The sequence below is a fragment of the Mycobacterium avium subsp. avium genome (assembly GCF_009741445.1).
GTDB classification, from domain to species: Bacteria; Actinomycetota; Actinomycetes; order Mycobacteriales; family Mycobacteriaceae; genus Mycobacterium; species Mycobacterium avium.
Map to the genome: position 1 here is coordinate 1,078,181 of NZ_CP046507.1, position 21,440 is coordinate 1,099,620.

The following is a 21,440-nucleotide window of genomic DNA, read 5'->3' on the forward strand; positions in this document are numbered from 1 at the left end:
CTCTGAGCAATAGTAGCCACAAGCAATAGTGTACGCACGCAATTTCTGGGCGGCGCCGCGGCCGTGCTTCGCCGGGGCTTTCTAGACTGTGCTGGTGCGCCTCGTCTTCGCCGGTACGCCCGAACCCGCGCTGCCGGCGCTGCGTCGCCTCCTCGACTCGCCGCGCCACGAGGTGATCGCCGTGCTGACCCGGCCCGACGCCGCTTCCGGCCGGCGCGGCAAGCCCGAGCCGTCGCCGGTGGCCCGCGAGGCGCTCGACCGCGGGATCCCGGTGCTGCGGCCGGCGCGGCCAAACTCGCCCGAATTCGTCGCCGAACTGGCGCAGTTGGCGCCGGACTGCTGCGCGGTGGTGGCCTACGGCGCGCTGCTGCGCGACGAGCTGCTGGCGGTTCCCCCGCACGGGTGGATCAACCTGCACTTCTCGCTGCTGCCGGCCTGGCGCGGCGCGGCGCCGGTGCAGGCGGCCATCGCGGCGGGGGACACCATCACCGGGGCGTCGACGTTCCGAATCGAGCCGGCCCTGGACTCGGGCCCGATCTACGGGGTCGTGACCGAGGCGATCCGCCCTACCGACACCGCCGGGGAACTGCTTGCGCGACTGGCGGTTTCGGGTGCGGAGCTGCTGTCCGCCACCCTGGACGGCATCGCCGACTCGACGCTGACGCCGCGACCGCAACCAGCCGAGGGCGTCAGCATCGCGCCCAAGATCACCGTCGAGCAGGCCAGGGTGCGCTGGGACCTGCCGGCCCCGGTGGTGGAGCGCCGCATCCGCGCCGTCACGCCCAACCCGGGCGCCTGGACGGTGATCGGCGACCTGCGCATCAAACTCGGACCCGTGCGGCTCGGCGCGGCCTCCGACCTGCCCGCTCCGCCGGAACCGTTGCCGCCCGGCGCCATTCACGTCGACCGCAAGAGCGTCTGGGTGGGCACCGCATCCGATCCGGTGCGGTTGGGTCAAATCCAGCCGCCCGGAAAGAAATTCATGAACGCCGTGGACTGGGCGCGCGGCGCCCGGCTCGATCCCGCGGCGCGGGCCACATGAGCCGGCCACAGCAGCGGGGGCGCGGCAAGAGGCGCCGGCCGCTGGACCCGGCCCGGGGTGCGGCCTTCGAGGTGTTGAGGGCGGTCAGCGAGCGCGACGCGTATGCGAACCTGGCGCTGCCCGCACTGCTGCGCGAGCGCGGAATCACCGGCCGTGACGCCGCATTCGCCACCGAGCTGACCTACGGCACCTGCCGCACCCGGGGCCTGCTGGACGCGGTCATCGGCGCGGCGGCCGGGCGCCCGCCGGAAGCCATCGACCCGGTGCTGCTCGACCTGCTGCGCCTGGGCACCTACCAGTTGCTGCGCACCAGGGTGGATGCCCACGCCGCGGTGTCCACCACCGTCGAGCAGGCCGCCATCGAATTCGGCTCGGCGCGAGCAGGTTTCGTCAACGGGGTGCTGCGCAGGATCGCCGGCCGCGACGAGCGGTCCTGGGTGCAGGAGCTAGCCCCGGACCCGGCCCGCGATCCGATCGGACACGCCGCGTTCGTGCACGCCCATCCCCGGTGGATCGCCCAGGCCTTCGCCGACGCGCTGGGCGCCGCCGCGGCCGAACTCGACGCGGTGCTGGCCAGCGACGACGAACGACCGCAGGTGCATCTGGCGGCGCGACCGGGCGCGCTGACCGCCGCCGAGCTGGCCGACGCGGTGGGCGGCACGGTCGGCCGCCACTCGCCCTTCGCGGTGTATCTGGCCGGCGGCGACCCCGGCCGGCTGGCGCCGGTGCGCGACGGGCTGGCCCTGGTCCAGGACGAGGGCAGCCAACTGGTGGCCCGGGCGCTGACGCTGGCCCCGGTGGACGGCGACTGCGGACGGTGGCTGGACCTGTGCGCCGGGCCGGGCGGCAAGACGGCTCTGCTGGCTTCCCTTGGCGCCCAAAGGTTTTCGGGGCCACAGTTCCGGGTCACCGCGGTCGAGCCGGCGCCGCGTCGCGCGGACCTGGTGGTCGAGAACACCCGCGGATTGCCGGTCGAGGTGCTGCGGGTGGACGGGCGGCACACCGGCCTGCAGCCGGCGTTCGACCGGGTGCTCGTCGACGCGCCGTGCACCGGGCTGGGGGCGCTGCGCCGCCGGCCGGAGGCCCGGTGGCGGCGGCAGCCCGGCGACGTGCCGACGCTGACCAAGCTGCAGCGCGAGTTGCTGGGCGCCGCGATCGCGCTGACCCGGCCGGGCGGGGTGGTGCTCTATGCGACCTGCTCGCCGCACCTGGCCGAGACGGTCGGCGTGGTCGCCGACGCGTTGCGCCGCCACCCGGTCAGCGCGCTGGACGCCCGGCCGCTGTTCGAGCCGGTCGCCGACCTGGGCGACGGGCCGCATGTTCAGCTCTGGCCGCACCGACACGGCACCGACGCAATGTTCGCGGCCGCGCTACGCCGCGAAGCGGGGTAGGGCGGCCGCGACACAAATGGACCTGGCCGCGTCCGCGCTGCGCCGCGAAGCGGAGTAGCGCGGATGCGACACAAATGGACCTGGCCGCGTCCGCGCTGCGCCGCGAAGCGGAGTAGCGCGGTCTCCGGATGTGAACCGAGCGGCGCCGCTTCAGTAGTCTGGCGCTCATGCCTTGCAACACGGGACAGCCGCGGGGACCGCTGATCGCGCCGTCGATCCTGTCCGCCGACTTCTCCCGGCTGGCCGACGAAGCCGCCGCCGTGACCGGCGCCGACTGGTTGCACGTCGACGTGATGGACAACCACTTCGTGCCGAATCTCACGATCGGGCTGCCGGTGGTCCAGAGCCTGCTGGCCACCACCACCATCCCGATGGACTGCCATCTGATGATCGAGAACCCGGACCGCTGGGCGCCGCCCTACGCCGAGGCCGGCGCCCACAACGTCACCTTCCACGCCGAGGCCACCGACAACCCGATCGGCGTCGCCCGCGACATCCGCGCCGCCGGCGCCAAGGCGGGGATCAGCGTGAAGCCGGGCACCCCGCTGGAGCCGTACCTGGAGATCCTGCCGCAGTTCGACACCCTGCTGATCATGTCGGTGGAGCCCGGCTTCGGCGGCCAGAGCTTCATCCCCGAAGTCCTCGGCAAGGTGCGCACCGCCCGCAAGCTGATCGACGCGGGGGAGCTGACCATCCTGGTCGAGATCGACGGCGGCATCAACGCCGACACCATCGAGCAGGCCGCCGAGGCCGGCGTCGACTGCTTCGTCGCCGGGTCGGCCGTGTACGGCGCCGACGACCCGGCCGCAGCGGTCGAGGCGCTGCGCCGGCAGGCCCTGGGCGCGTCCCAGCACCTGCGTCGATGACCGCGTCGCTGGGCGACCGCCTGGACGCCGCGATGCGCCTGGCGATCGAACAGTCCAATCAGGTCAAGGGCAACACCTATCCCAACCCGCCGGTGGGGGCCGTCGTCCTGGACGGCCGCGGCGAGGTGGTCGGCGTCGGCGGCACCGAACCGGCCGGTGGCGACCACGCCGAGATCCTGGCGCTGCGCCGCGCCGGCGACCTGGCCGCCGGCGGAACCGTCGTCGTCACCCTCGAGCCGTGCAACCACCACGGCAAGACGCCGCCGTGCGTGGACGCGCTGCTGGAGGCCGGGGTGAGCACGGTGGTCTACGCCATCGCCGACCCGAACCCGCAGGCCGCCGGCGGCGCCGGTCGGCTCCAGGAGGCGGGCGTGACGGTGCGCTCGGGGCTGCTGGCCGACGAGGTGTCCGGCGGCCCGCTGCGGGAGTGGCTGCACAAGCAGCGCACCGGGCTGCCGCATCTGACCTGGAAATACGCCAGCAGCGTCGACGGGCGCAGCGCGGCCGCCGACGGGTCCAGCCGATGGATTTCCAGCGAAGTCTCGCGGCTGGACCTGCACCGCCGCCGCGCGGCCGCCGACGCGATCGTGGTGGGGACCGGCACGGTGCTGGCCGACGACCCGGCGTTGACCGCCCGGCTGCCCGACGGCACGCTGGCCGACCGGCAGCCGCTGCGAGTGGTCGTCGGGATGCGCGAAATACCTTCGGAGGCAAAGGTTCTCAACGACGATTCGCGGACCATGGTGATCCGCACGCATGATCCCGCCGAGGTGCTCAAGGCGGTGTCGGACCGCACCGACGTGCTGCTGGAGGGCGGCCCTACCCTGGCCGGCGCGTTCGTGCGGGCCGGGCTGGTGAACCGGATCCTGGTCTACCTCGCGCCCACCCTGCTGGGTGGCCCGGTCACCGCGGTCGACGACGTCGGGGTGCCGGCGATCGCGAAGGCGCTGCGCTGGCAGTTCGACGGGGTCGACCGGGTGGGCCCCGACCTGCTGCTCAGCCTGGTGCCGCGCAGCGGCTAACGCTCACCCAGCGAGACCGCTTGCGGCTCAACGATTTCCGGTTCCTCGGCGTGTTCCTTGCGGCCGCCGATCAACAGGCCCAGCAGTGCACCGGCGATGCAGATCACCACGGTGGCCGCGAAGATGTCGCCGTACATCATGGCGAACGCCTTGAGGTACATCGTTCCCTGCGCGGCGATGCGCTCCAGCAGGCTGGCGTTGGGCGGGATCGCGGCGGTCAGGTTCGCCACGATCTGGTTGAACCGGTACAGGCCCCACGCGCTCAGCGCGGCCACACCGATCAGCATGCCGGTCATCCGGGCCACCACCACGGCCGCCGAGGCGATGCCGTGCTGGGCGGACGGAACCACCCGCAGCGCGGCGGAGGTCAGCGGCCCGATCACCAGGCCCAGGCCGACGCCGGCCACCAACAGGTCGGCGTGCAGCACGGGGACGCTGAACAGCCCGAGCACGTTGTGCTTCTGGCTCAACACGTCCTGGCGCCAGTAGTGGATCAGCCAGTAGCCGTAGGCGGCGATGAGCAGCCCGACGAACGTCATCGCCCGGTCGCCGACCCGGGTGGCGATCCACCCGCCCAGTACAGCGCCGATCGGCAACGCGATCAAGAACCACAGCAGCAGCCCGGCGGCCTGGGTTTGGTCCTGGCCCAGCACTCCCTGGCCGAACAGCTCCACGTCCACCAGCGTCACCATCAGCGCCGCGCCGGCGAACAGGGACGCGCCCAGCGCGGCCAAAAACGGGCGGAAGTGCACCCCGGCCGGCTCGATCAGCCGCGTACGGGCGAAGCGCTCCCAGAGCAGAAACAGTATCCCCACCACGACCGCGCCGAGCACCAGCGGCAACCCGTAGCTGGGCAGGATCTGCTTGCCGTCGGGCTCCGGGTTGTACAGGCCGATCACCGCCAGGCCCAGCGCGACCGCCAGCAGCACGCCGCCGACCAGGTCGACCTTCTCGGGCTGCTCCACCTTTTCGTGCGAGGGCAGGCTGAACTGGATCATCACCATGGCGATCAGGGTCAGCGGCACGTTGATCCAGAACACGTAGCGCCAGTCGTGGAACAGGAAGACGATGAAGATCCCGTACAGCGGGCCGAGCACGCTGCCGAGTTCCTGGGCGGCGCCGATGCCGCCGAGCACGCCGGCCCGGTTACGCTGCGCCCACAGGTCGGCGCCCAGCGCAAGCGTGACCGGCAGCAGCGCGCCGCTGGCCACACCCTGGATGGTGCGGCCGCCGATCAGCAGGTGGAAGTCGCCCCAGTGCCCGGCCAGCGCGGTGACCACCGAGCCGACCATGAACAGCGCCAGGCTGACCTGCAGCACCAGCTTGCGGCCGAACCGGTCGGACGCCCGGCCCAGCAGCGGCATGGCGGCGATGTAGCCCAGCAGGTACATCGTGATGATCCAGGTGATGCGCTGCAGCTGATTGATCGGGATGTGGACGTCGGTCATGATGTCGCGCATGATCGTCACGACCACGTAGGCGTCCAGGGCGCCCAGCAGCACCGCCAGACTGCCCGCGCTGATCGCGACGCGACGCCCGGTTTGAGCGGTCACGAGCTCACCGGGGGCTTGGTGACCTGGACCTGCTCGCCCCAATTCGACAGCGTCACCTGCACGGAATTCCCGGAGCTCTTCTGCAGGTTGGCCTGAACCAGCTGGTGGTCGCCGGTCTCCTGGACCCACACGGTGCTCGGCACCGGCTGGGTGGCGTTGAACTGCGGCATGATCTTGTTCACCGCGTCCGCCGAGACGTTCCCGCTGATCCGGATGGTGCTCTGACCGTTGATGGTTTCGCGGCCCTCGGCCTTGGCGTTGCTGAAGTTCGCCAGCGCGTTGCCCAGCCCGTTGTCGGGGTTGAGCAGCACCGACACGTCGTAGATGTCGGACGCCTTGCCGAAGTCGCTCCACTTGTTCGGGGTGAGGGTGGCGTACAGGGTGCCGTCGACGACGACGAAGTTGGCGTCGATGTCCGAGCCGCCCAGGGTGATCGTGGCGTTGCCCTTCGCGGCGGTGGCCGGCGTGGTGGTGAGGTCACCGGTCAGCGTCTTGATGGGCAGCCCGGAGATCTTGCCCTGGATGCTCAGCACCAGGTGCACGCTCTTGACGTTCTTGGTCGCGTCGGCCGACTGCTTGACCAGGCTGGTGGGGTCGGGCAGCGGCGCACCGCTCTGCTTCGAGCCCGACGAGCAGCCGGCGATCAAGGCGGTGGCGAGGGTCAGGGATGCGAAAACGGCCGATAGGCGGCGGCGGGTCTGCATACCCAGCATCGTAGAGGGTGCCGGTGACTGCCCTGGTGAACGCGGGGGGCCGGTGTCTCACAGGCGGCGGTGTTTGCCCTGCTCACCAGCCTGCGCGGGGGCGAATTAGCCTGGGGGGATGTTTACCGGAATTGTCGAGGAGCTCGGCGAGGTGACCGCCCGCGACGTGCTCGCCGATGCGGCGCGGCTGACCATCCGCGGGGCCGTGGTGACCGCCGACGCCGGGCACGGCGATTCGATCGCCGTCAACGGTGTCTGCCTGACCGTCGCCGAGCTGCTGCCCGACGGCCGGTTCACCGCCGATGTGATGGGCGAGACGTTGAACCGGTCCAACCTGGGCGCGCTGCAGGTCGGCAGCCGGGTGAACCTGGAACGCGCGGCCGCCCTCAACAGCCGGCTGGGCGGGCACATCGTGCAGGGCCACGTCGACGGCACCGGGCGGATCGTGGCGCGCACCCCGTCCGAGCACTGGGAGGTGGTGCGCATCGAGGTGCCGCCGGAGGTGGCCCGCTACGTGGTGGAGAAGGGGTCGATCACGGTCGACGGCATCTCGCTGACGGTGTCCGGGCTGGGCGGCGAGCCCCGCGACTGGTTCGAGGTGTCGCTGATCCCCACCACCCGGGAGCTGACCACGCTGGGCGGCGCCCCGGTGGGGACGCAGGTCAATCTCGAGGTCGACGTGATCGCCAAGTACGTCGAGCGGCTGATGTCCCGCTGATCAAGCCATGGCAATAACCGCGGCGCCGCCGTGGTTCATACTGAATGCAACACGTGGGCTTCTCGTGTGAGCCGTTTCTACAGTGTTCCCGCCGCCAAGCGGGGACGGCGAGGTAGCAGAGATGACGAGGTTGGACTCCGTCGAAAGGGCGGTTGCCGACATTGCGGCCGGCAAGGCCGTCATCGTCATCGACGACGAAGACCGGGAGAACGAGGGCGATCTGATCTTCGCCGCCGAGAAGGCGACGCCGGAGATGGTGGCATTCATGGTGCGCTACACCTCGGGCTACCTGTGTGTGCCGCTGGACGGGGCGATCTGCGACCGCCTGGGCCTGCTGCCGATGTACGCGGTCAACCAGGACAAGCACGGGACCGCTTACACGGTCACGGTCGACGCGAGAAACGGTGTGGGCACCGGGATTTCGGCCTCGGACCGGGCCACCACCATGCGCCTGCTGGCCGATCCCACCAGCATCGCCGAGGATTTCACCCGGCCCGGTCATGTGGTTCCGTTGCGCGCCAAGGACGGTGGCGTGCTGCGCCGGCCCGGTCACACCGAGGCCGCCGTGGACCTGGCCCGGATGGCCGGCCTGCAGCCGGCCGGCGCCATCTGCGAGATCGTCAGCCAGAAGGACGAGGGCTCGATGGCGCAGACCGACGAGCTGCGGGTGTTCGCCGACGAACACGACCTCGCCATGATCACCATCGCCGACCTGATCGAGTGGCGCCGCAAGCACGAGAAGCACATCGAGCGCATCGCGGAGGCCCGGATCCCGACTCGGCACGGCGAGTTTCGCGCCATCGGTTACACCAGCATCTACGAGGAGGTCGAACACGTCGCGCTGGTTCGCGGCGAGATCGCCGGCCCCAACTCCGACGGCGACGACGTGCTGGTGCGGGTGCACTCGGAGTGCCTGACCGGTGACGTGTTCGGTTCGCGCCGTTGCGATTGCGGACCCCAGCTCGACGCCGCCATGGCCATGGTGGCCCGCGAGGGGCGCGGCATCGTGCTGTACATGCGCGGGCACGAGGGCCGCGGCATCGGGCTGATGCACAAGCTGCAGGCCTACCAGCTGCAGGACGCCGGCGAGGACACCGTCGACGCCAACCTCAAACTCGGATTGCCTGCTGACGCAAGGGATTACGGAATCGGTGCGCAGATCCTGGTCGACCTGGGGGTGCGTTCGATGCGGCTGCTGACCAACAACCCCGCCAAGCGGGTGGGGCTGGACGGCTACGGTCTGCACATCATCGAGCGGGTGCCGCTGCCGGTGCGCGCCAACGCCGAGAACATTCGTTACCTGATGACCAAGCGCGATAAGATGGGCCACGATCTGGCCGGCCTGGATGATTTTCACGAATCGGTCCATCTGCCAGGCGAATTCGGCGGCGCCCTGTGAGTCGCGCCGGCGACGATGCAGAGCGAAGCGATGAGGAGGAGTGGCGCCCATGAGCCCAGCCGCCGGCGTGCCGGAGATGCCGGCGCTCGACGCGTCCGGCGTGCGGCTGGGCATCGTGGCGAGCACCTGGCACAGTCGGATCTGTGACGCGCTGCTGGCCGGTGCCCGCAAAGTCGCCGCCGACTCGGGAGTCGAGAACCCCACGGTGGTCCGCGTGCTCGGTGCCATCGAAATCCCGGTGGTCGCACAGGAACTCGCCCGCAACCACGACGCCGTCGTCGCGTTGGGCGTCGTGATCCGCGGGCAGACACCGCATTTCGAGTACGTCTGCGACGCCGTCACCCAGGGCATCACCCGGGTTTCGCTGGACGCGTCGACGCCGGTCGCCAACGGCGTGCTGACCACCGACAACGAGCAGCAGGCGCTGGACCGGGCCGGGCTGCCGGACTCGGCCGAGGACAAGGGGGCGCAGGCGGCCGGGGCGGCGCTGTCCGCCGCGCTCACCCTGCGTGAGTTGCGCGCTCGGTCGTGACCCCGCCGGAACCCGAACGCTGGGATGTGGTACTGCGCCCGCACCGCACCCCGTTATTCGTCTACGGGGCAGCGGTTCTCATCGCCGCCGCGCACATCGCCCTGGGCCTGCTGCTCAAGGTCGGATCCACCGGCGTGGTGTTCCGCACCTCCGACCAGGTGGCCATCGCGGTGTTGGGCCTGGTGATCGCCGGCGTGGTGCTGTTGTTCGCGCGGCCCCGGCTGCGGATCGGTCCGGCCGGTGTGTCGGTCCGAAACCTGTTGGGCGACAAGCTGATCGAATGGCCCGACGTCGTCGGCGTCTCGTTCCCGGTGGGTCACCGGTGGGCGCGCATCGACCTGCCCGACGACGAGTACATCCCGGTGATGGCCATCCAGGCCGTCGACAAGGGCCGTGCCGTGGACGCCATGGACACCGTGCGCTCACTGCTGGCGCGTTATCGCCCCGACCTGCAGGGCTGACCCGGCCGCGCAGGGGGCCGGGTCAGCGGACGCTCAGTACCGGGTGCAGTCCGTCATCATCTGCTGGAAGATCGGCAGCGCCTGCTGGGCGCCCTGGTTGTGCTCGATCGCATGCAGCAGGTTCACCCGCTGATCGGGCGACGACGCCAGATACTGCTGCAGGAACTGCTGGTTGGGCGGCGATTGGTCGAGGTACTGCGCGGCCATCGGGTTTTCCGCGTGGACCGCGCGCATCGCCTGGTCGTAGCTACAGGTGGTGTTGATCATCGGACCGTAATCGGGGTCGGCCGACGCGACCCCGGCCCCAGCGGTCGACGCCAATGCCAGGCCGCCGACGGTGACGGCCAGTTTGGCCAACGAGCGCTTCATCATTTACGGACTCCCTCCATCGCTTCGCACCCACTCTACGTTGAGCTAGAAGCTTGGTAGCCGGAACTGAGGCCGGCCAAACCGGCCGCCCCGCCCCGCGGCCCGCTCAGCCGCCCCCGACCTGCCCGTTTTCCGGGTCCTCGGTTTCGGCGCTCCAGCTGCCGGGCAGCAGCGGCATTCGCGGGCCGTCGTCCAGCGCATCACCGGCGACTGTGGTCAACCCCACGGGTGCCGAACCGGTCGCGCCGGTGGTGCCGGCGAACCCGATCGGGCCGGCGCCCCGGTCCGAGGCGGTCACGGATTCGGCGTCCCCGCCGGGGTCGGTGTCGAGGTATTCGTGGCGGTATCCGGGGTCGATCCGACCCGGCCGCGGGCGCCGCCGGCGGCGGACCTGTTCGCGCCGGTCCGCCGCGGCCGGCGCCGCCGCCGTCGCGAAATCGGGTGACGTCTGTCCGGCGCGGGTCCCGGCGGACAGGTTTCCGCCGGCCCCGAGGCCGGGCGGTCCGACCGCGTACGGGGCGCTGAAGCCGGGAACGCCGGTGGCCGGCGGCGGCGTGGGTGGTCCGACCGGGGCCGGTGCGGTGGCCGGCGTGCCCGCGGGCGCCGGGGCCGGCGACACGGTCGCGGCGGAGGCGCCCGGGCCGGGGGCCAGCACGGCAGCGGCTCCACCGCCGGACGGCGCGGCCGCCACCCCGGGCAGGACGGGCGCGGGGGTGCCCCCGGCCAGTCCGGCCAGTCCGGCCACACCCGGCGCCCCCGCGGCGGGGATGAAGGGCGCGATCAGACCGAACGAGAGCTGGGTCAACTGCGGCACCTGCGGAGTGAAGTACAGCAGCGACTCGCCCGCCCAGTGCGGCACCTCGGTGGCCAGCAGCGGATCGCTCATCAGGTCCGACAGCGTCGCGGACGGGTTCGACGGCGACTGGCTCAGGTCGCCGCTGATGGCCCTGGCCACCTCCTGCACCCGCGTCACCCACCAGCTCAGCTGGGTGGGGCCGCCGCCGGCGTCCTGGTTGGCGACGCCGGTTTTCTGGATCTGCGGCGGCGGGGCGGTGGGCGGTTTCCACGTCATCGCGGTCTCCGACACCGCCTCGTAGATCGCCATCGTGGTGGCCGCCTGCAGCCACATCTGCAGATACTCGATCTCGTTCTGCGCGATCGGAATCGTGTTGACGCCAAAGAAGTTCGTCGCCACCAACTGCGCGAAGACGGCGTGGTTGGTGGCCAGCTGCTCCAGCGTCGGCATCGCCGACAGCGCGGCGGTGTAGGCCGCGGCCACCGTCTCGGCCTCCCGGGCCGCGGCCGTGCTGTTGGTGCTGTTCTGCAACAGCCATGCCAGATAGGGCACGTGGGCGGCCACGAACGCCTCGGCGCTGGGGCCCTGCCAGGTGCCGGCCTGCACCGCCGCCAGCAGGTCGCCGAGTTCGGCGGCGGCCGAGGCGTATTCGGCGCTCAGCGCCTGCCAGGCCTGCTCGGCCGCGAGCAACGACCCGGGGCCGGGTCCGCTGGACAGCGCCGCCGAATGCACCTCCGGCGGGAAGGCGGCCCAGATCGGCATGGTCATCGGCGCCTGCCCGCGGCGGACCCTGCTGCCATGACGCGCTCCTCCCCGACGAACGAGGCGACCCGTAGGTAATGGAGGGTAACCCGAGTAGATCCGCAGATACGGATAGATTCCGGCGGATTCACCGGAAATGCGAAGCTAACTGTCAGTCGTCGGACAGCCGGGCCAGAAACCCGTTCAGGATCAGCGTCTGCGCCAGCCCGATCTGCTGCGCGGCGCTCAGCCCGGGCAGCTCGGCCACCCGGAACGGCTCGGCGCGGCCGGCCAGGAACAGCATCGCGGCCTCGTGGTCGGATCCGGCGCTCACCGACAGTTGAGCGAACTGCAGCACCACGCCGTCGCCGGCGCGCGTCACCCGGGCATACAGCGGCTGGTGTTTGCGCACCAGCGTGTGCCCGTCCACCCCGACCGTGTCGCGCACCGACCCGACCGGTGGGCACCGGCCGCGCCGCACCAACACCTCCTCCATCGCGCCGAGACCGTCGGCGATGACGGCGTCGTCGTCCAGGGCCCGCACCGCGTCGCGCACGGCCTCGCCCAAGCCGGCGCGAACCCGCGCGTCGTCCAGATGACGCGGCGGCAGCCGGTCGTGCACCCGGGGATCGCGCAGGCTCAGCGCGTGCAGCGCGCTGGTGACGAGGGTGAGCACCGTCGGTGCGTGCAGCCCCACGGTGAGATGCACCGACGGCTCGGAATGTGTTCGGGCCGAATGCACTTGGCCGCGCGGCAGATACAGCACGTCGCCGGGTCGCAGGCACACATCGGTCCACGACGCCGGGCCGTCGGCGCCGACGCCCTTGCGGCTTTGGATCTGCTGCGGTGGCACGGCCGGCCCGTCGGACACCCGCCACGTCTTGCAGCCCTCGATCTGCAGCACCAACACGTCGTGCGGGTCGTAGTGCGGGACGAACCCGGTGGAGTGCGGGGGAGTGACGTAGGCGTTGACCCGGGTGAGGAAGTTCAGCTCGACCTCGATCGCGTGCGACAGCGAGGCGACCGTGCGCAGATACCGCTCCAGCCCATTGAGCACCAGGGTGTAACCGTCGGCCAGGCCGTCGCGGGCGCCGCCGGCGTTCAGCGTGCCGTCGCCGCGACGGTAACCGGCCGGATCCCGGTCCTCGCCGTCCTTGACCAGCCGCACCGCGGCGGGGTCCGGCCGCACCTGCTCCAGCAGCCCGTCGACGGCCGAGGGTCCCGGCAACAGCCCGTCGAAGTAGCCGGGCCGGCATCGGTCGATGTGATGGTGCCGGGTCGCCCAGATCTCGTTCAGGAAGGCGTCGACCCCAAGGGGCCGCAGCAACCAGGCAAGCGAGGACTCGACGGCCAATTCCCTCCCAACCCCTCAGTCGCAACGGGTCGCCCGTGGCGAGCGGTATGCCCCACAGTAGACCGGCCGCCGCACCGTGCCGGCCGCGTCGCCGCCGGCTACTAGCCTGGATCTGTGCCAGATCCCGCCACCTATCGCCCCGCACCCGGGTCCATCCCGGTCGAGCCCGGCGTGTACCGATTCCGGGATCCGCACGGGCGGGTCATCTACGTCGGCAAGGCCAAGAGCCTGCGCAGCCGGCTGACGTCCTACTTCGCCGACGTCGCCAACCTGCACCCGCGCACCCGGCAGATGGTGACCACCGCGGCCAAGGTCGAGTGGACGGTGGTCAACACCGAGGTCGAGGCGCTGCAGCTCGAATACAACTGGATCAAGGAATTCGACCCGCGCTTCAACGTCCGCTACCGCGACGACAAGTCCTACCCGGTGCTGGCCGTCACCCTCAACGAGGAGTTCCCGCGGCTGATAGTCTATCGCGGCCCGCGCCGCAAGGGGGTGCGCTATTTCGGGCCGTACTCGCACGCCTGGGCCATCCGCGAGACGCTGGACCTGCTCACCCGGGTGTTTCCGGCCCGCACCTGCTCCGCGGGAGTGTTCAAGCGGCACAAGCAGATTGACCGACCCTGCCTGCTCGGCTACATCGACAAGTGCTCGGCGCCGTGCATCGGTCGGGTCAGCGCCGAGCAGCACCGCCAGATCGTGGACGACTTCTGCGACTTCCTGTCCGGCAAGACCGACCGGTTCGCCCGGGAGCTGGAACAGCAGATGAACGCCGCGGCCGCCGAACTCGATTTCGAGCGGGCCGCCCGGCTGCGCGACGACCTGGGCGCGCTCAAGCGGGCGATGGAGAAACAGGCCGTGGTGCTCGGCGACGGCACCGACGCCGACGTGGTGGCCTTCGCCGACGACGAACTCGAGGCCGCGGTGCAGGTGTTCCATGTGCGGGGCGGCCGGGTGCGCGGTCAGCGCGGCTGGATCGTGGAGAAGTCCGCCGACCCCGGCGATTCCGGCGAGGAACAGCTGGTGGAGCAGTTCCTGACCCAGTTCTACGGCGAGCAGGCCGAATTGGGTGGCGCCGCAGACGAATCGGTGAACCCGGTGCCGCGCGAGGTGCTGGTGCCCTGCCTGCCGTCCAACGCCGACGAGCTGACCAGCTGGCTGTCCGGGCTGCGCGGGTCGCGGGTGGCGTTGCGGGTGCCGCGCCGCGGCGACAAACGGGCGCTGGCCGAAACCGTGCAGCGCAACGCGAAAGAGGCTCTGCAGCAACACAAGCTGAAGCGGGCCGGCGACTTCAACGCCAGATCGGCTGCCTTGCAGAACATTCAGGAGGCCCTCGGCCTGTCCGAGGCGCCGCTACGCATCGAGTGCGTGGACATCAGCCACGTGCAGGGCACCGACGTGGTGGGGTCGTTGGTGGTGTTCGAGGACGGCCTGCCGCGCAAATCGGACTACCGCCACTTCGCGATCCGGGAAGCCGCCGGGCAGGGGCGCTCCGACGACGTCGCCTCCATCGCCGAGGTGACCCGGCGCCGGTTCGCGCGACACCTGAGCGAGCAGAACGACCCGAATATGCTTTCGCCGGAAGGGAAATCGCGCCGGTTCGCCTACCCGCCCAACCTGTACGTGGTCGACGGCGGCGCGCCGCAGGTCAATGCGGCCAGCGCGGTGCTGGAGGAGCTCGGCATCACCGACGTCGCGGTGATCGGCCTGGCCAAGCGGCTGGAAGAGGTGTGGGTGCCCTCGGAGCCCGATCCGGTCATCATGCCGCGCAACAGCGAGGAATTGTACCTGCTGCAACGCGTCCGTGACGAGGCGCACCGGTTCGCCATCACCTACCATCGCAGCAAGCGATCCAAGCGAATGACGGCATCGGTGCTGGATTCGGTGCCAGGATTGGGAGAACATCGCCGCAAGGCGTTGGTAAGCCATTTCGGATCGATAGCCCGCCTCAAGGAGGCCACCGTCGACCAGATCACCGCCGTGCCCGGCATCGGGGTGGCCACCGCGACCGCCGTCCTGGAGGCGTTGCGGCCCGACGAGTCCAAGGCCGCGCCGTGACGGGCCCGGGTGAGCTCGCGGGGAGCCGGCCGGTGGACGCGCACCTGGAAAACGGGGCCGGCATCGACGTCGTGCTGGTGACCGGATTGTCCGGCGCCGGACGGGGTACCGCGGCCAAGGTGCTCGAGGACCTGGGCTGGTATGTGGCCGACAACCTGCCCCCGCAGCTGATCACCCGGATGGTCGACCTGGGCATGGACGCCGGCTCGCGGATCACCCAGCTGGCGGTGGTGATGGACGTGCGGTCGCGCGGTTTCACCGGCGATCTGGACTCGGTGCGCACCGAACTGGCCACCCGCAACATCGCTCCGCGGGTGGTGTTCATGGAAGCATCCGACGACATGTTGGTGCGCCGCTACGAGCAGAACCGCCGCAGCCATCCGCTGCAGGGCGATCAGACGCTGGCCGAGGGCATCGCCGCCGAGCGGCGGATGCTGGCGCCGGTGCGGGCCACCGCGGATCTGATCATCGACACCTCGACGCTGTCGGTGCGGGCCCTGCGCGAGACCATCGAGCGGGCGTTCGGCGGCGGCGCCAGCGCGACCATCAGCGTCACCGTCGAGTCGTTCGGCTTCAAGTACGGCCTGCCGATGGACGCCGACATGGTGATGGACGTGCGCTTCCTGCCGAACCCGCACTGGGTCGACGAATTGCGGCCCCGCACCGGGCAGGATCCCGCCGTGCGCGACTACGTGTTGGGCCAGCCCGGCGCGGCCGAGTTTCTCGACGCCTACCATCGGTTGCTGTCTCTGGTCGTCGACGGCTACCGCCGGGAGGGCAAGCGCTACATGACGGTCGCCATCGGCTGCACCGGCGGCAAGCATCGCAGCGTGGCGATCGCCGAGGCGCTGATGCAACGGCTGCAGGCCCAGCACGGTGAGGCCCAACTGTCGGTGCGGGTGTTGCACCGGGATCTGGGCCGCGAATGAGCGAGCCGATCAACCGGGGCATCGTCGCGCTGGGCGGCGGACACGGCCTGTACGCGACGCTCTCGGCGGCCCGCCGGCTCACCCCCTATGTCACCGCCGTGGTGACCGTCGCCGACGACGGCGGGTCTTCGGGCCGGCTGCGCAGCGAGCTGGGCGTGGTGCCGCCGGGCGATCTGCGAATGGCGTTGGCGGCCTTGGCTTCTGACAGCCCGCACGGCCGACTGTGGGCGACCATCCTGCAGCACCGGTTCGGCGGCAGCGGCGCGCTGGCCGGGCACCCGATCGGCAACCTGATGCTGGCCGGGCTCTCGGAGGTGCTGGCCGACCCGGTGGCCGCCCTCGACGAGCTGGGCCGCATCCTCGGCGTCAAGGGCCGGGTGTTGCCGATGTGCCCGATCGCGCTGCAGATCGAGGCCGACGTGTCGGGCCTGGAGGCCGATCCGCGGATGTTCCGGGTCATCCGCGGGCAGGTGGCAATCGCGACCACGCCCGGCAAGGTGCGTCGGGTGCGGCTGCTGCCGGACAACCCGCCGGCGACCCGGCAGGCCGTCGACGCCATCATGGCCGCCGACCTGGTGGTGCTCGGCCCGGGCTCGTGGTTCACCAGCGTCATTCCGCACGTGATGGTGCCCGGGCTGGCGGCGGCGCTACGGGCGACCACCGCCCGCCGCGCGCTGGTGCTCAACCTGGTGGCCGAGCCGGGGGAGACGGCGGGCTTCTCCGTCGAGCGTCATCTGCACGTACTCGCCCAGCACGCACCGGGATTCACCGTGCACGACATCATCATCGACGCCGAACGGGTGCCCAGCGAGCGGGAACGCGAGCAATTGCGCCGCACCGCCACACTGCTTTCGGCCGAGGTCCACTTCGCCGACGTGGCCAGACCTGGTACACCTTTACATGATCCAGGCAAGCTCGCGGCGGCCCTGGACGGGGTCCGGGCGGCCCGCAAGGCCCCGGGCGCATCCCCGGTCACGGCCACCGCGGATATTCGGGTTGACGGTGCAAGCCCACCGGCAGGTGGCAACGGACCGGCCGGCAGCGGACCAAGGGGTGACGACGCGTGGCGATGACGACCGAAGTCAAGGACGAACTGAGCCGCCTGGTCGTGAAATCGGTCAGTGCGCGCCGGGCGGAGGTCACGTCCCTGCTGCGGTTCGCCGGCGGCCTACACATCGTCGGCGGTCGCGTCGTGGTCGAGGCCGAGGTGGATCTGGGCAACGTGGCGCGGCGGCTGCGCAAGGACATTTTCGAGCTCTACGGCTACAACGCGGTCGTGCATGTGTTGTCCGCCAGCGGGATTCGCAAGAGCACCCGGTACGTGCTCCGGGTGGCCAACGACGGTGAGGCGCTGGCCCGCCAGACCGGCCTGTTGGACAACCGGGGCCGCCCGGTGCGCGGGCTGCCCGCCCAGGTGGTGGGCGGCAGCATCGCCGACGCCGAAGCCGCCTGGCGCGGAGCGTTCTTGGCGCACGGGTCGCTGACCGAGCCGGGCCGCTCGTCGGCGCTGGAGGTCAGCTGCCCCGGGCCGGAGGCCGCGCTGGCGTTGGTGGGCGCGGCGCGCCGGCTGGGGGTCAGCGCCAAGGCCCGCGAGGTGCGCGGCGCCGACCGGGTGGTGGTGCGCGACGGCGAGGCTATCGGCGCGCTGCTGACCCGGATGGGCGCCCAGGACACCCGGCTCATCTGGGAGGAGCGCCGGATGCGGCGCGAGGTGCGCGCGACGGCCAACCGGTTGGCCAACTTCGACGACGCCAACCTGCGCCGCTCGGCGCGGGCGGCGGTGGCGGCGGCGGCTCGGGTGGAGCGGGCGCTGGAGATCCTCGGCGACACCGTGCCCGACCATCTGGCCTCGGCCGGCAAGCTGCGCGTCGAGCACCGGCAGGCCTCGCTGGAGGAGCTGGGACGCCTCGCCGACCCGCCGATGACGAAAGACGCTGTGGCGGGCCGTATTCGGCGGTTGTTGTCGATGGCCGACCGCAAGGCCAAGATCGAGGGCATTCCCGACACCGAGTCGGCGGTGACGCCGGACCTGCTCGAGGACGCCTAGCGCGGTGGCGATGCGCGCCGACGGCGCGTCGTCGCGCTGGCAAAGCCCGGGGCGCGGCGCGGAGTCGTCGGGCGACCGTGGCTCGCGGTGCTCGATTCGCCGAGAATGTCGGCGTGCGTGGCCGCGGGCACGCCGCCCCGAGTCCGCCTTTCGCCCCTGCCGTGTCCCTGCCGCGCCGAATTCTATGAATTGAATATGGGTCGGCGTATTCGATAGTGTGCTGATCGGGTAAATTCCCGCGCGTAACTTGGCGTGCCGGTCCGGTCAAGTGCCGATTAAAGGCGAGTCTCCTGGACAGCAAATTTCATAGCGATGACATAATTTCTTTGAAATCGATATGAGTCACGGGCATATCGGCTGCACCACGTCGGATTACGTGCTCCACCACCCATTTTTCCGCTGACGCCGCGCTGGCGGGCTCGTTCCGATGGGCGGTCGCGCGCCGCCGTGCGGGTGCGCTGGCTAAACAAATCCGCGGCCAACACAATTTGTGGTATCGAGATTTTTATTCACCGATAGCCGCCCGGGGAACGCCCGCTCCGGCTTTGCGACACCCATTCACCGCCTCGCCGTGCCGGATTTGCCCGAGGTAAAGAGGTATATCGGCGACTTGTTCGCCGAAGCGCCGACTCCCAGCGCTCGCGGCGCGGCCCGGCGGCGCCGGCGATGCCGGCCGATCGTGGCGAAGGGCGATTCCGTAACCCCTGGCTAGTGTCTCGGCTACACGCGGACATGACCGCCGCCCAGCAAACTCATGGTGATGCGCTGGCGGCGGCACGGATTGGGCCGGACGTGGCGACACGGCCGGAGGCGGAGGAATGCATGGATTTCGGGTCGTTACCGCCGGAGATCAACTCGGGCAGGATCTACTCAGGACCGGGGTCGGCGCCGTTGCTGGCAGCGGCGGCGGCCTGGCACGGGCTGGCGGCCGAAATGCATTCGGCCGCAGCGTCGTACGGTTCGGCGATCGCGGAGCTGCGCACCTTGTGGCATGGGCCTTCGTCGACGGCGATGGCCGCCGCGGCGGCGCCCTTCATCGCCTGGCTCGACGGCACCGCGGTGCAGGCCGAGCAGACCGCCGCCCAGGCAACGGCGGCGGCGGCGGCCTATGACTCGGTTTTCGCGGCCACCGTCCCGCCGCCGGTGATCGCCGCCAACCGGGCGTTGTTGGCGTCGCTGATCGCGACCAACGTGCTGGGCCAGAACACCCCGGCGATCGCGGCCACGGAGGCCCACTACGCCGAGATGTGGGCCCAAGACGCCGCCGCGATGTACGCCTATGCCGGCGCGTCGGCGGTCGCGACCCGGCTCACCCCGTTCGGCGCACCACCACAGACCGCCGACGCCAACGCGGCGGCCGACCAATCGGCCGCGGCTGCCTCCGCGCTGCAGTCGTCGACCGCATCCAGCGTGGAATCCGCACTGTCACAAGCCGTTTCGCAAGTCCCCGTCGCGGCGCAGGTGAACGCGACCGCGGTGACGGCGGCGGCTCAACTCCCGCTGAGCCTGACGGACATCACCGGGATTCTGAAGACCTTCAACAGCGTCATGGGCACCATCTCCGGGCCGTACACGCCGCTCGGCGTGGCCAATCTGGCGAAGAACTGGTACCAGATCGCGCTCAGCATCCCGAGCGTGGGGACGGGCATCCAAGGAATCGGACCCCTGTTGCACCCCAAAGCGCTCACCGGGGTGTTGGCGCCGCTGCTGCGCAGCGATCTGCTGACGGGCTCGACCGCGCTGTCGAGTGCGGGCACGGTTTCGGCGTCGGCGGGCCGTGCCGGGTTGGTCGGAGCGTTGTCGGTGCCGGCGAATTGGGCCTCGGCGGTCCCGGCGGTCCGGACGGTGGCCGCCGAGCTGCCGGAGACCATGCTGGACGCCGCCCCGGCGATGGCCGTCAACGGTCAGCAGGGCATGTTCGGCCCGACGGCCCTGTCGAGCCTGGCCGGACGCGCGGTCGGCGGGACCGCGACCCGCGCCGTCGCCGGGTCGACCGTGCGTGTGCCCGGTGCCGTGGCCGTCGACGACCTCGCGACCACGTCCACCGTCATCGTCATTCCGCCGAACGCGAAATAGGAGATACAGCAATGGTTTTCAGCGATTTCGCGACGCTGCCACCGGAGGTCATCTCCACCCAGATCCATGTCGGCCCGGGCGCCGTTCCGCTGCTGGCCGCCGCGGCGGCATGGGACGGGCTGGCCGCCGAATTGCACGGCACCGCGGCTTCCTACGCCTCGGTGATCTCGGAACTCGTCGGCGAATCGTGGCAGGGCTCGTCGTCGGAGTCCATGGCCGCCGCGGCGGCGCCCTACGTGGCGTGGCTGTCGGCCACGGCAGGCCTGGCCGAGCAGACTGCCGCTCAGGCCCGGGCCGCGGCCGCGGCCTACGAGTCGGCCGTCGCGGCCACCGTGCCGCCGGCGGTGGTGGCGGCGAACCGCAGCCTGCTTGCCACGCTGTTGCAGACCAACATCCTGGGGCAGAACGACGCGGCGATCGCGGCGACCGAGGACGAGTACGGCCAGATGTGGGCCCAAGACGTCGCCGCCATGTTCAGTTATGCCGCCGCGTCGGAATCGGCCGGTGAGCTGACGCCGTTCGAGCAGGCGCCGGCCACCACCAATGACGCCGGACCGGCGACCCAGGCGGCCGCCGCGGCCGCGGCGGAGTCAACGTCGCTGTCGTCCTGGCTGAAACAGCTAGAGGCCTACATCACCTCGCTCACCGGTCAATACACCCAGTTCTGGCAGAACTTGATCGGCGGTGCCACGGGGAGCACGGAGATAGCACCGTTCTGGGAGACGCTGTATTCGAGCATTTCGCAGGTCGGCACTCAGGCGACGTGGACCAACGTCGTCAATGCCACCATCGGCCTTGGGGTTTCGCAGTGGAAGAACTTCTTCATCTATGCGCCGTGGAGTGCCGCGATGGCCAAATCGTCGTTGGGCGCCGGGCTGGCGTCGCCCGGCCACATCGCTTCCGGCATCGCGGCAAAGCCGGTATCGGCCGTGCTGGGTAATGCGCCGACAGTGGGCGAGCTGTCGGTGCCGGCCGGCTGGGCGACGGCCGCCCCGGCGATCAGGCTGGCCTCCACCGCGCTGCCGGCCACCAGCCTGGCCGCGGCCGCGGCGACGGATTTCTCGGGCGTGGTGAACGAGGCGACCCTGGGCAGCCTGGCGGGCGGCGCGCTGGGCAGCCCGGCGGCGCGCGTCGTCAGCACAACGGGCATCCCAACCCGCGCGATCACCGGCGAGCGCCGGCAGGGACCGGTCAAGCTCGACCGCATCATCGCTCAACTGCAGCAGATGCCCGAGCAGGTGCAGCACTGGAACGTCGACGAGGCCGGCCTCGACGACCTGGTCGCCAGGCTCAGGACGACGCCGGGCGTGCACGCCGTGCACGTGACGGACGGAGAGCAAGTCGCGGTCGGATCGCCCGCATCGAAACTGGGGTAGCGCAAC

General features: G+C 70.8%; 19 protein-coding genes. 14 read left to right on the plus strand and 5 right to left on the minus strand.

The annotated features are described in order from the left end of the window. The first annotated feature begins 94 nt into the window (after positions 1 to 94). The 4 genes from fmt (at position 95) to ribD (ending at position 4,321) form a co-directional block, all read left to right on the plus strand. On the plus strand, positions 95 to 1,042 hold the full coding sequence (gene fmt / locus MAA44156_RS05395) for a methionyl-tRNA formyltransferase (protein WP_009977652.1): 948 nt from the start codon (positions 95 to 97) through the stop codon (positions 1,040 to 1,042). Continuing rightward, a complete protein-coding gene (locus MAA44156_RS05400) occupies positions 1,039 to 2,433 on the plus strand; it encodes an RsmB/NOP family class I SAM-dependent RNA methyltransferase (RefSeq protein ID WP_121035584.1) in 1,395 nt (464 codons plus the stop codon). Before fmt ends, MAA44156_RS05400 begins: the two co-directional genes overlap by 4 nt. A gap of 167 nt (positions 2,434 to 2,600) precedes the next feature. Next, entirely contained in the window at positions 2,601 to 3,299 is a 699-nt protein-coding gene (rpe, locus tag MAA44156_RS05405) for a ribulose-phosphate 3-epimerase (RefSeq protein ID WP_003872544.1), read from the plus strand. Then, complete coding sequence (gene ribD, locus MAA44156_RS05410) at positions 3,296 to 4,321, plus strand: bifunctional diaminohydroxyphosphoribosylaminopyrimidine deaminase/5-amino-6-(5-phosphoribosylamino)uracil reductase RibD (RefSeq protein ID WP_009977647.1); 1,026 nt, start codon at positions 3,296 to 3,298, stop codon at positions 4,319 to 4,321. The genes rpe and ribD overlap by 4 nt, the downstream gene beginning before the upstream one ends. Here the strand turns inward: ribD and MAA44156_RS05415 are convergent. Then, complete coding sequence (locus MAA44156_RS05415; RefSeq protein WP_003872542.1) at positions 4,318 to 5,874, minus strand: MFS transporter; 1,557 nt, start codon at positions 5,872 to 5,874, stop codon at positions 4,318 to 4,320. The two genes, ribD and MAA44156_RS05415, sit on opposite strands and share 4 nt — an antisense overlap. Further along, the gene (locus tag MAA44156_RS05420) at positions 5,871 to 6,578 is read right to left on the minus strand and encodes an LppX_LprAFG lipoprotein (RefSeq protein ID WP_003877628.1); all 708 of its coding nucleotides are present in this window, start codon (positions 6,576 to 6,578) and stop codon (positions 5,871 to 5,873) included. Before MAA44156_RS05420 ends, MAA44156_RS05415 begins: the two co-directional genes overlap by 4 nt. 118 nt (positions 6,579 to 6,696) lie before the next feature. Between MAA44156_RS05420 and MAA44156_RS05425 the strand changes: the two genes are divergently transcribed. The 4 genes from MAA44156_RS05425 to MAA44156_RS05440 all read left to right on the plus strand — a co-directional run bounded on the left by MAA44156_RS05425 (position 6,697) and on the right by MAA44156_RS05440 (position 9,688). Next, positions 6,697 to 7,296, plus strand: coding sequence for a riboflavin synthase (locus tag MAA44156_RS05425; protein WP_009977646.1), 600 nt, complete (start codon positions 6,697 to 6,699; stop codon positions 7,294 to 7,296). Positions 7,297 to 7,417: 121 nt separating this feature from the next. Beyond that, positions 7,418 to 8,695 carry a bifunctional 3,4-dihydroxy-2-butanone-4-phosphate synthase/GTP cyclohydrolase II gene (locus MAA44156_RS05430; protein WP_003872539.1) on the plus strand — a complete coding sequence of 426 codons (1,278 nt, stop codon included), beginning with the start codon at positions 7,418 to 7,420 and terminating at the stop codon, positions 8,693 to 8,695. Between the two features lie 49 nt (positions 8,696 to 8,744). Then, entirely contained in the window at positions 8,745 to 9,227 is a 483-nt protein-coding gene (gene ribH / locus MAA44156_RS05435) for a 6,7-dimethyl-8-ribityllumazine synthase (protein ID WP_009977644.1), read from the plus strand. Further along, positions 9,224 to 9,688: a PH domain-containing protein gene (locus tag MAA44156_RS05440; protein WP_003872537.1), complete on the plus strand. Its 465-nt coding sequence runs from the start codon at positions 9,224 to 9,226 to the stop codon at positions 9,686 to 9,688. The genes ribH and MAA44156_RS05440 overlap by 4 nt, the downstream gene beginning before the upstream one ends. A gap of 33 nt (positions 9,689 to 9,721) precedes the next feature. Here the strand turns inward: MAA44156_RS05440 and MAA44156_RS05445 are convergent, their stop codons facing one another. The 3 genes from MAA44156_RS05445 to MAA44156_RS05455 all read right to left on the minus strand — a co-directional run bounded on the left by MAA44156_RS05445 (position 9,722) and on the right by MAA44156_RS05455 (position 12,948). Continuing rightward, entirely contained in the window at positions 9,722 to 10,060 is a 339-nt protein-coding gene (locus MAA44156_RS05445; protein WP_003872536.1) for a hemophore-related protein, read from the minus strand. 103 nt (positions 10,061 to 10,163) lie between these two features. Then, positions 10,164 to 11,621, minus strand: coding sequence for a PPE family protein (locus tag MAA44156_RS05450; protein ID WP_121035586.1), 1,458 nt, complete (start codon positions 11,619 to 11,621; stop codon positions 10,164 to 10,166). A gap of 145 nt (positions 11,622 to 11,766) precedes the next feature. Then, complete coding sequence (locus MAA44156_RS05455; RefSeq protein ID WP_009977633.1) at positions 11,767 to 12,948, minus strand: cupin domain-containing protein; 1,182 nt, start codon at positions 12,946 to 12,948, stop codon at positions 11,767 to 11,769. Between the two features lie 114 nt (positions 12,949 to 13,062). On the opposite strand from MAA44156_RS05455, the gene uvrC reads away from it, so the two are divergent. From uvrC to MAA44156_RS05485, 6 genes are all read left to right on the plus strand, one after another. After that, on the plus strand, positions 13,063 to 15,006 hold the full coding sequence (gene uvrC, locus MAA44156_RS05460; protein WP_009977632.1) for an excinuclease ABC subunit UvrC: 1,944 nt from the start codon (positions 13,063 to 13,065) through the stop codon (positions 15,004 to 15,006). Positions 15,007 to 15,038: 32 nt separating this feature from the next. Continuing rightward, a complete protein-coding gene (rapZ, locus tag MAA44156_RS05465) occupies positions 15,039 to 15,935 on the plus strand; it encodes an RNase adapter RapZ (protein WP_009977630.1) in 897 nt (298 codons plus the stop codon). Between the two features lie 8 nt (positions 15,936 to 15,943). After that, positions 15,944 to 17,008: a uridine diphosphate-N-acetylglucosamine-binding protein YvcK gene (gene yvcK, locus MAA44156_RS05470; protein ID WP_024637268.1), complete on the plus strand. Its 1,065-nt coding sequence runs from the start codon at positions 15,944 to 15,946 to the stop codon at positions 17,006 to 17,008. Next, complete coding sequence (gene whiA / locus MAA44156_RS05475) at positions 17,005 to 17,982, plus strand: DNA-binding protein WhiA (RefSeq protein ID WP_003872529.1); 978 nt, start codon at positions 17,005 to 17,007, stop codon at positions 17,980 to 17,982. Before yvcK ends, whiA begins: the two co-directional genes overlap by 4 nt. Positions 17,983 to 18,804: 822 nt before the next feature. Beyond that, positions 18,805 to 20,058: a PPE family protein gene (locus tag MAA44156_RS05480; RefSeq protein WP_011725420.1), complete on the plus strand. Its 1,254-nt coding sequence runs from the start codon at positions 18,805 to 18,807 to the stop codon at positions 20,056 to 20,058. Positions 20,059 to 20,069: 11 nt separating this feature from the next. Next, positions 20,070 to 21,434, plus strand: a complete 1,365-nt coding sequence (locus MAA44156_RS05485; RefSeq protein ID WP_009977625.1) for a PPE family protein — start codon at positions 20,070 to 20,072, stop codon at positions 21,432 to 21,434. The last annotated feature ends 6 nt before the right edge of the window (positions 21,435 to 21,440 follow it).

What these genes read in the sequence shown, in the direction of transcription:
- MAA44156_RS05445 (WP_003872536.1), bottom strand. Translation starts at nt 10,060, where the DNA reads ATGATGAAGCGCTCGTTGGCCAAACTGGCCGTCACCGTCGGCGGCCTG.
- MAA44156_RS05450 (WP_121035586.1), bottom strand. Translation starts at nt 11,621, where the DNA reads ATGACCATGCCGATCTGGGCCGCCTTCCCGCCGGAGGTGCATTCGGCG.
- MAA44156_RS05485 (WP_009977625.1), top strand. Translation starts at nt 20,070, where the DNA reads ATGGTTTTCAGCGATTTCGCGACGCTGCCACCGGAGGTCATCTCCACC.
- whiA (WP_003872529.1), top strand. Translation starts at nt 17,005, where the DNA reads ATGACGACCGAAGTCAAGGACGAACTGAGCCGCCTGGTCGTGAAATCG.
- ribD (WP_009977647.1), top strand. Translation starts at nt 3,296, where the DNA reads ATGACCGCGTCGCTGGGCGACCGCCTGGACGCCGCGATGCGCCTGGCG.
- MAA44156_RS05400 (WP_121035584.1), top strand. Translation starts at nt 1,039, where the DNA reads ATGAGCCGGCCACAGCAGCGGGGGCGCGGCAAGAGGCGCCGGCCGCTG.
- MAA44156_RS05430 (WP_003872539.1), top strand. Translation starts at nt 7,418, where the DNA reads ATGACGAGGTTGGACTCCGTCGAAAGGGCGGTTGCCGACATTGCGGCC.
- MAA44156_RS05420 (WP_003877628.1), bottom strand. Translation starts at nt 6,578, where the DNA reads ATGCAGACCCGCCGCCGCCTATCGGCCGTTTTCGCATCCCTGACCCTC.
- MAA44156_RS05480 (WP_011725420.1), top strand. Translation starts at nt 18,805, where the DNA reads ATGGATTTCGGGTCGTTACCGCCGGAGATCAACTCGGGCAGGATCTAC.
- MAA44156_RS05425 (WP_009977646.1), top strand. Translation starts at nt 6,697, where the DNA reads ATGTTTACCGGAATTGTCGAGGAGCTCGGCGAGGTGACCGCCCGCGAC.
- rpe (WP_003872544.1), top strand. Translation starts at nt 2,601, where the DNA reads ATGCCTTGCAACACGGGACAGCCGCGGGGACCGCTGATCGCGCCGTCG.
- ribH (WP_009977644.1), top strand. Translation starts at nt 8,745, where the DNA reads ATGAGCCCAGCCGCCGGCGTGCCGGAGATGCCGGCGCTCGACGCGTCC.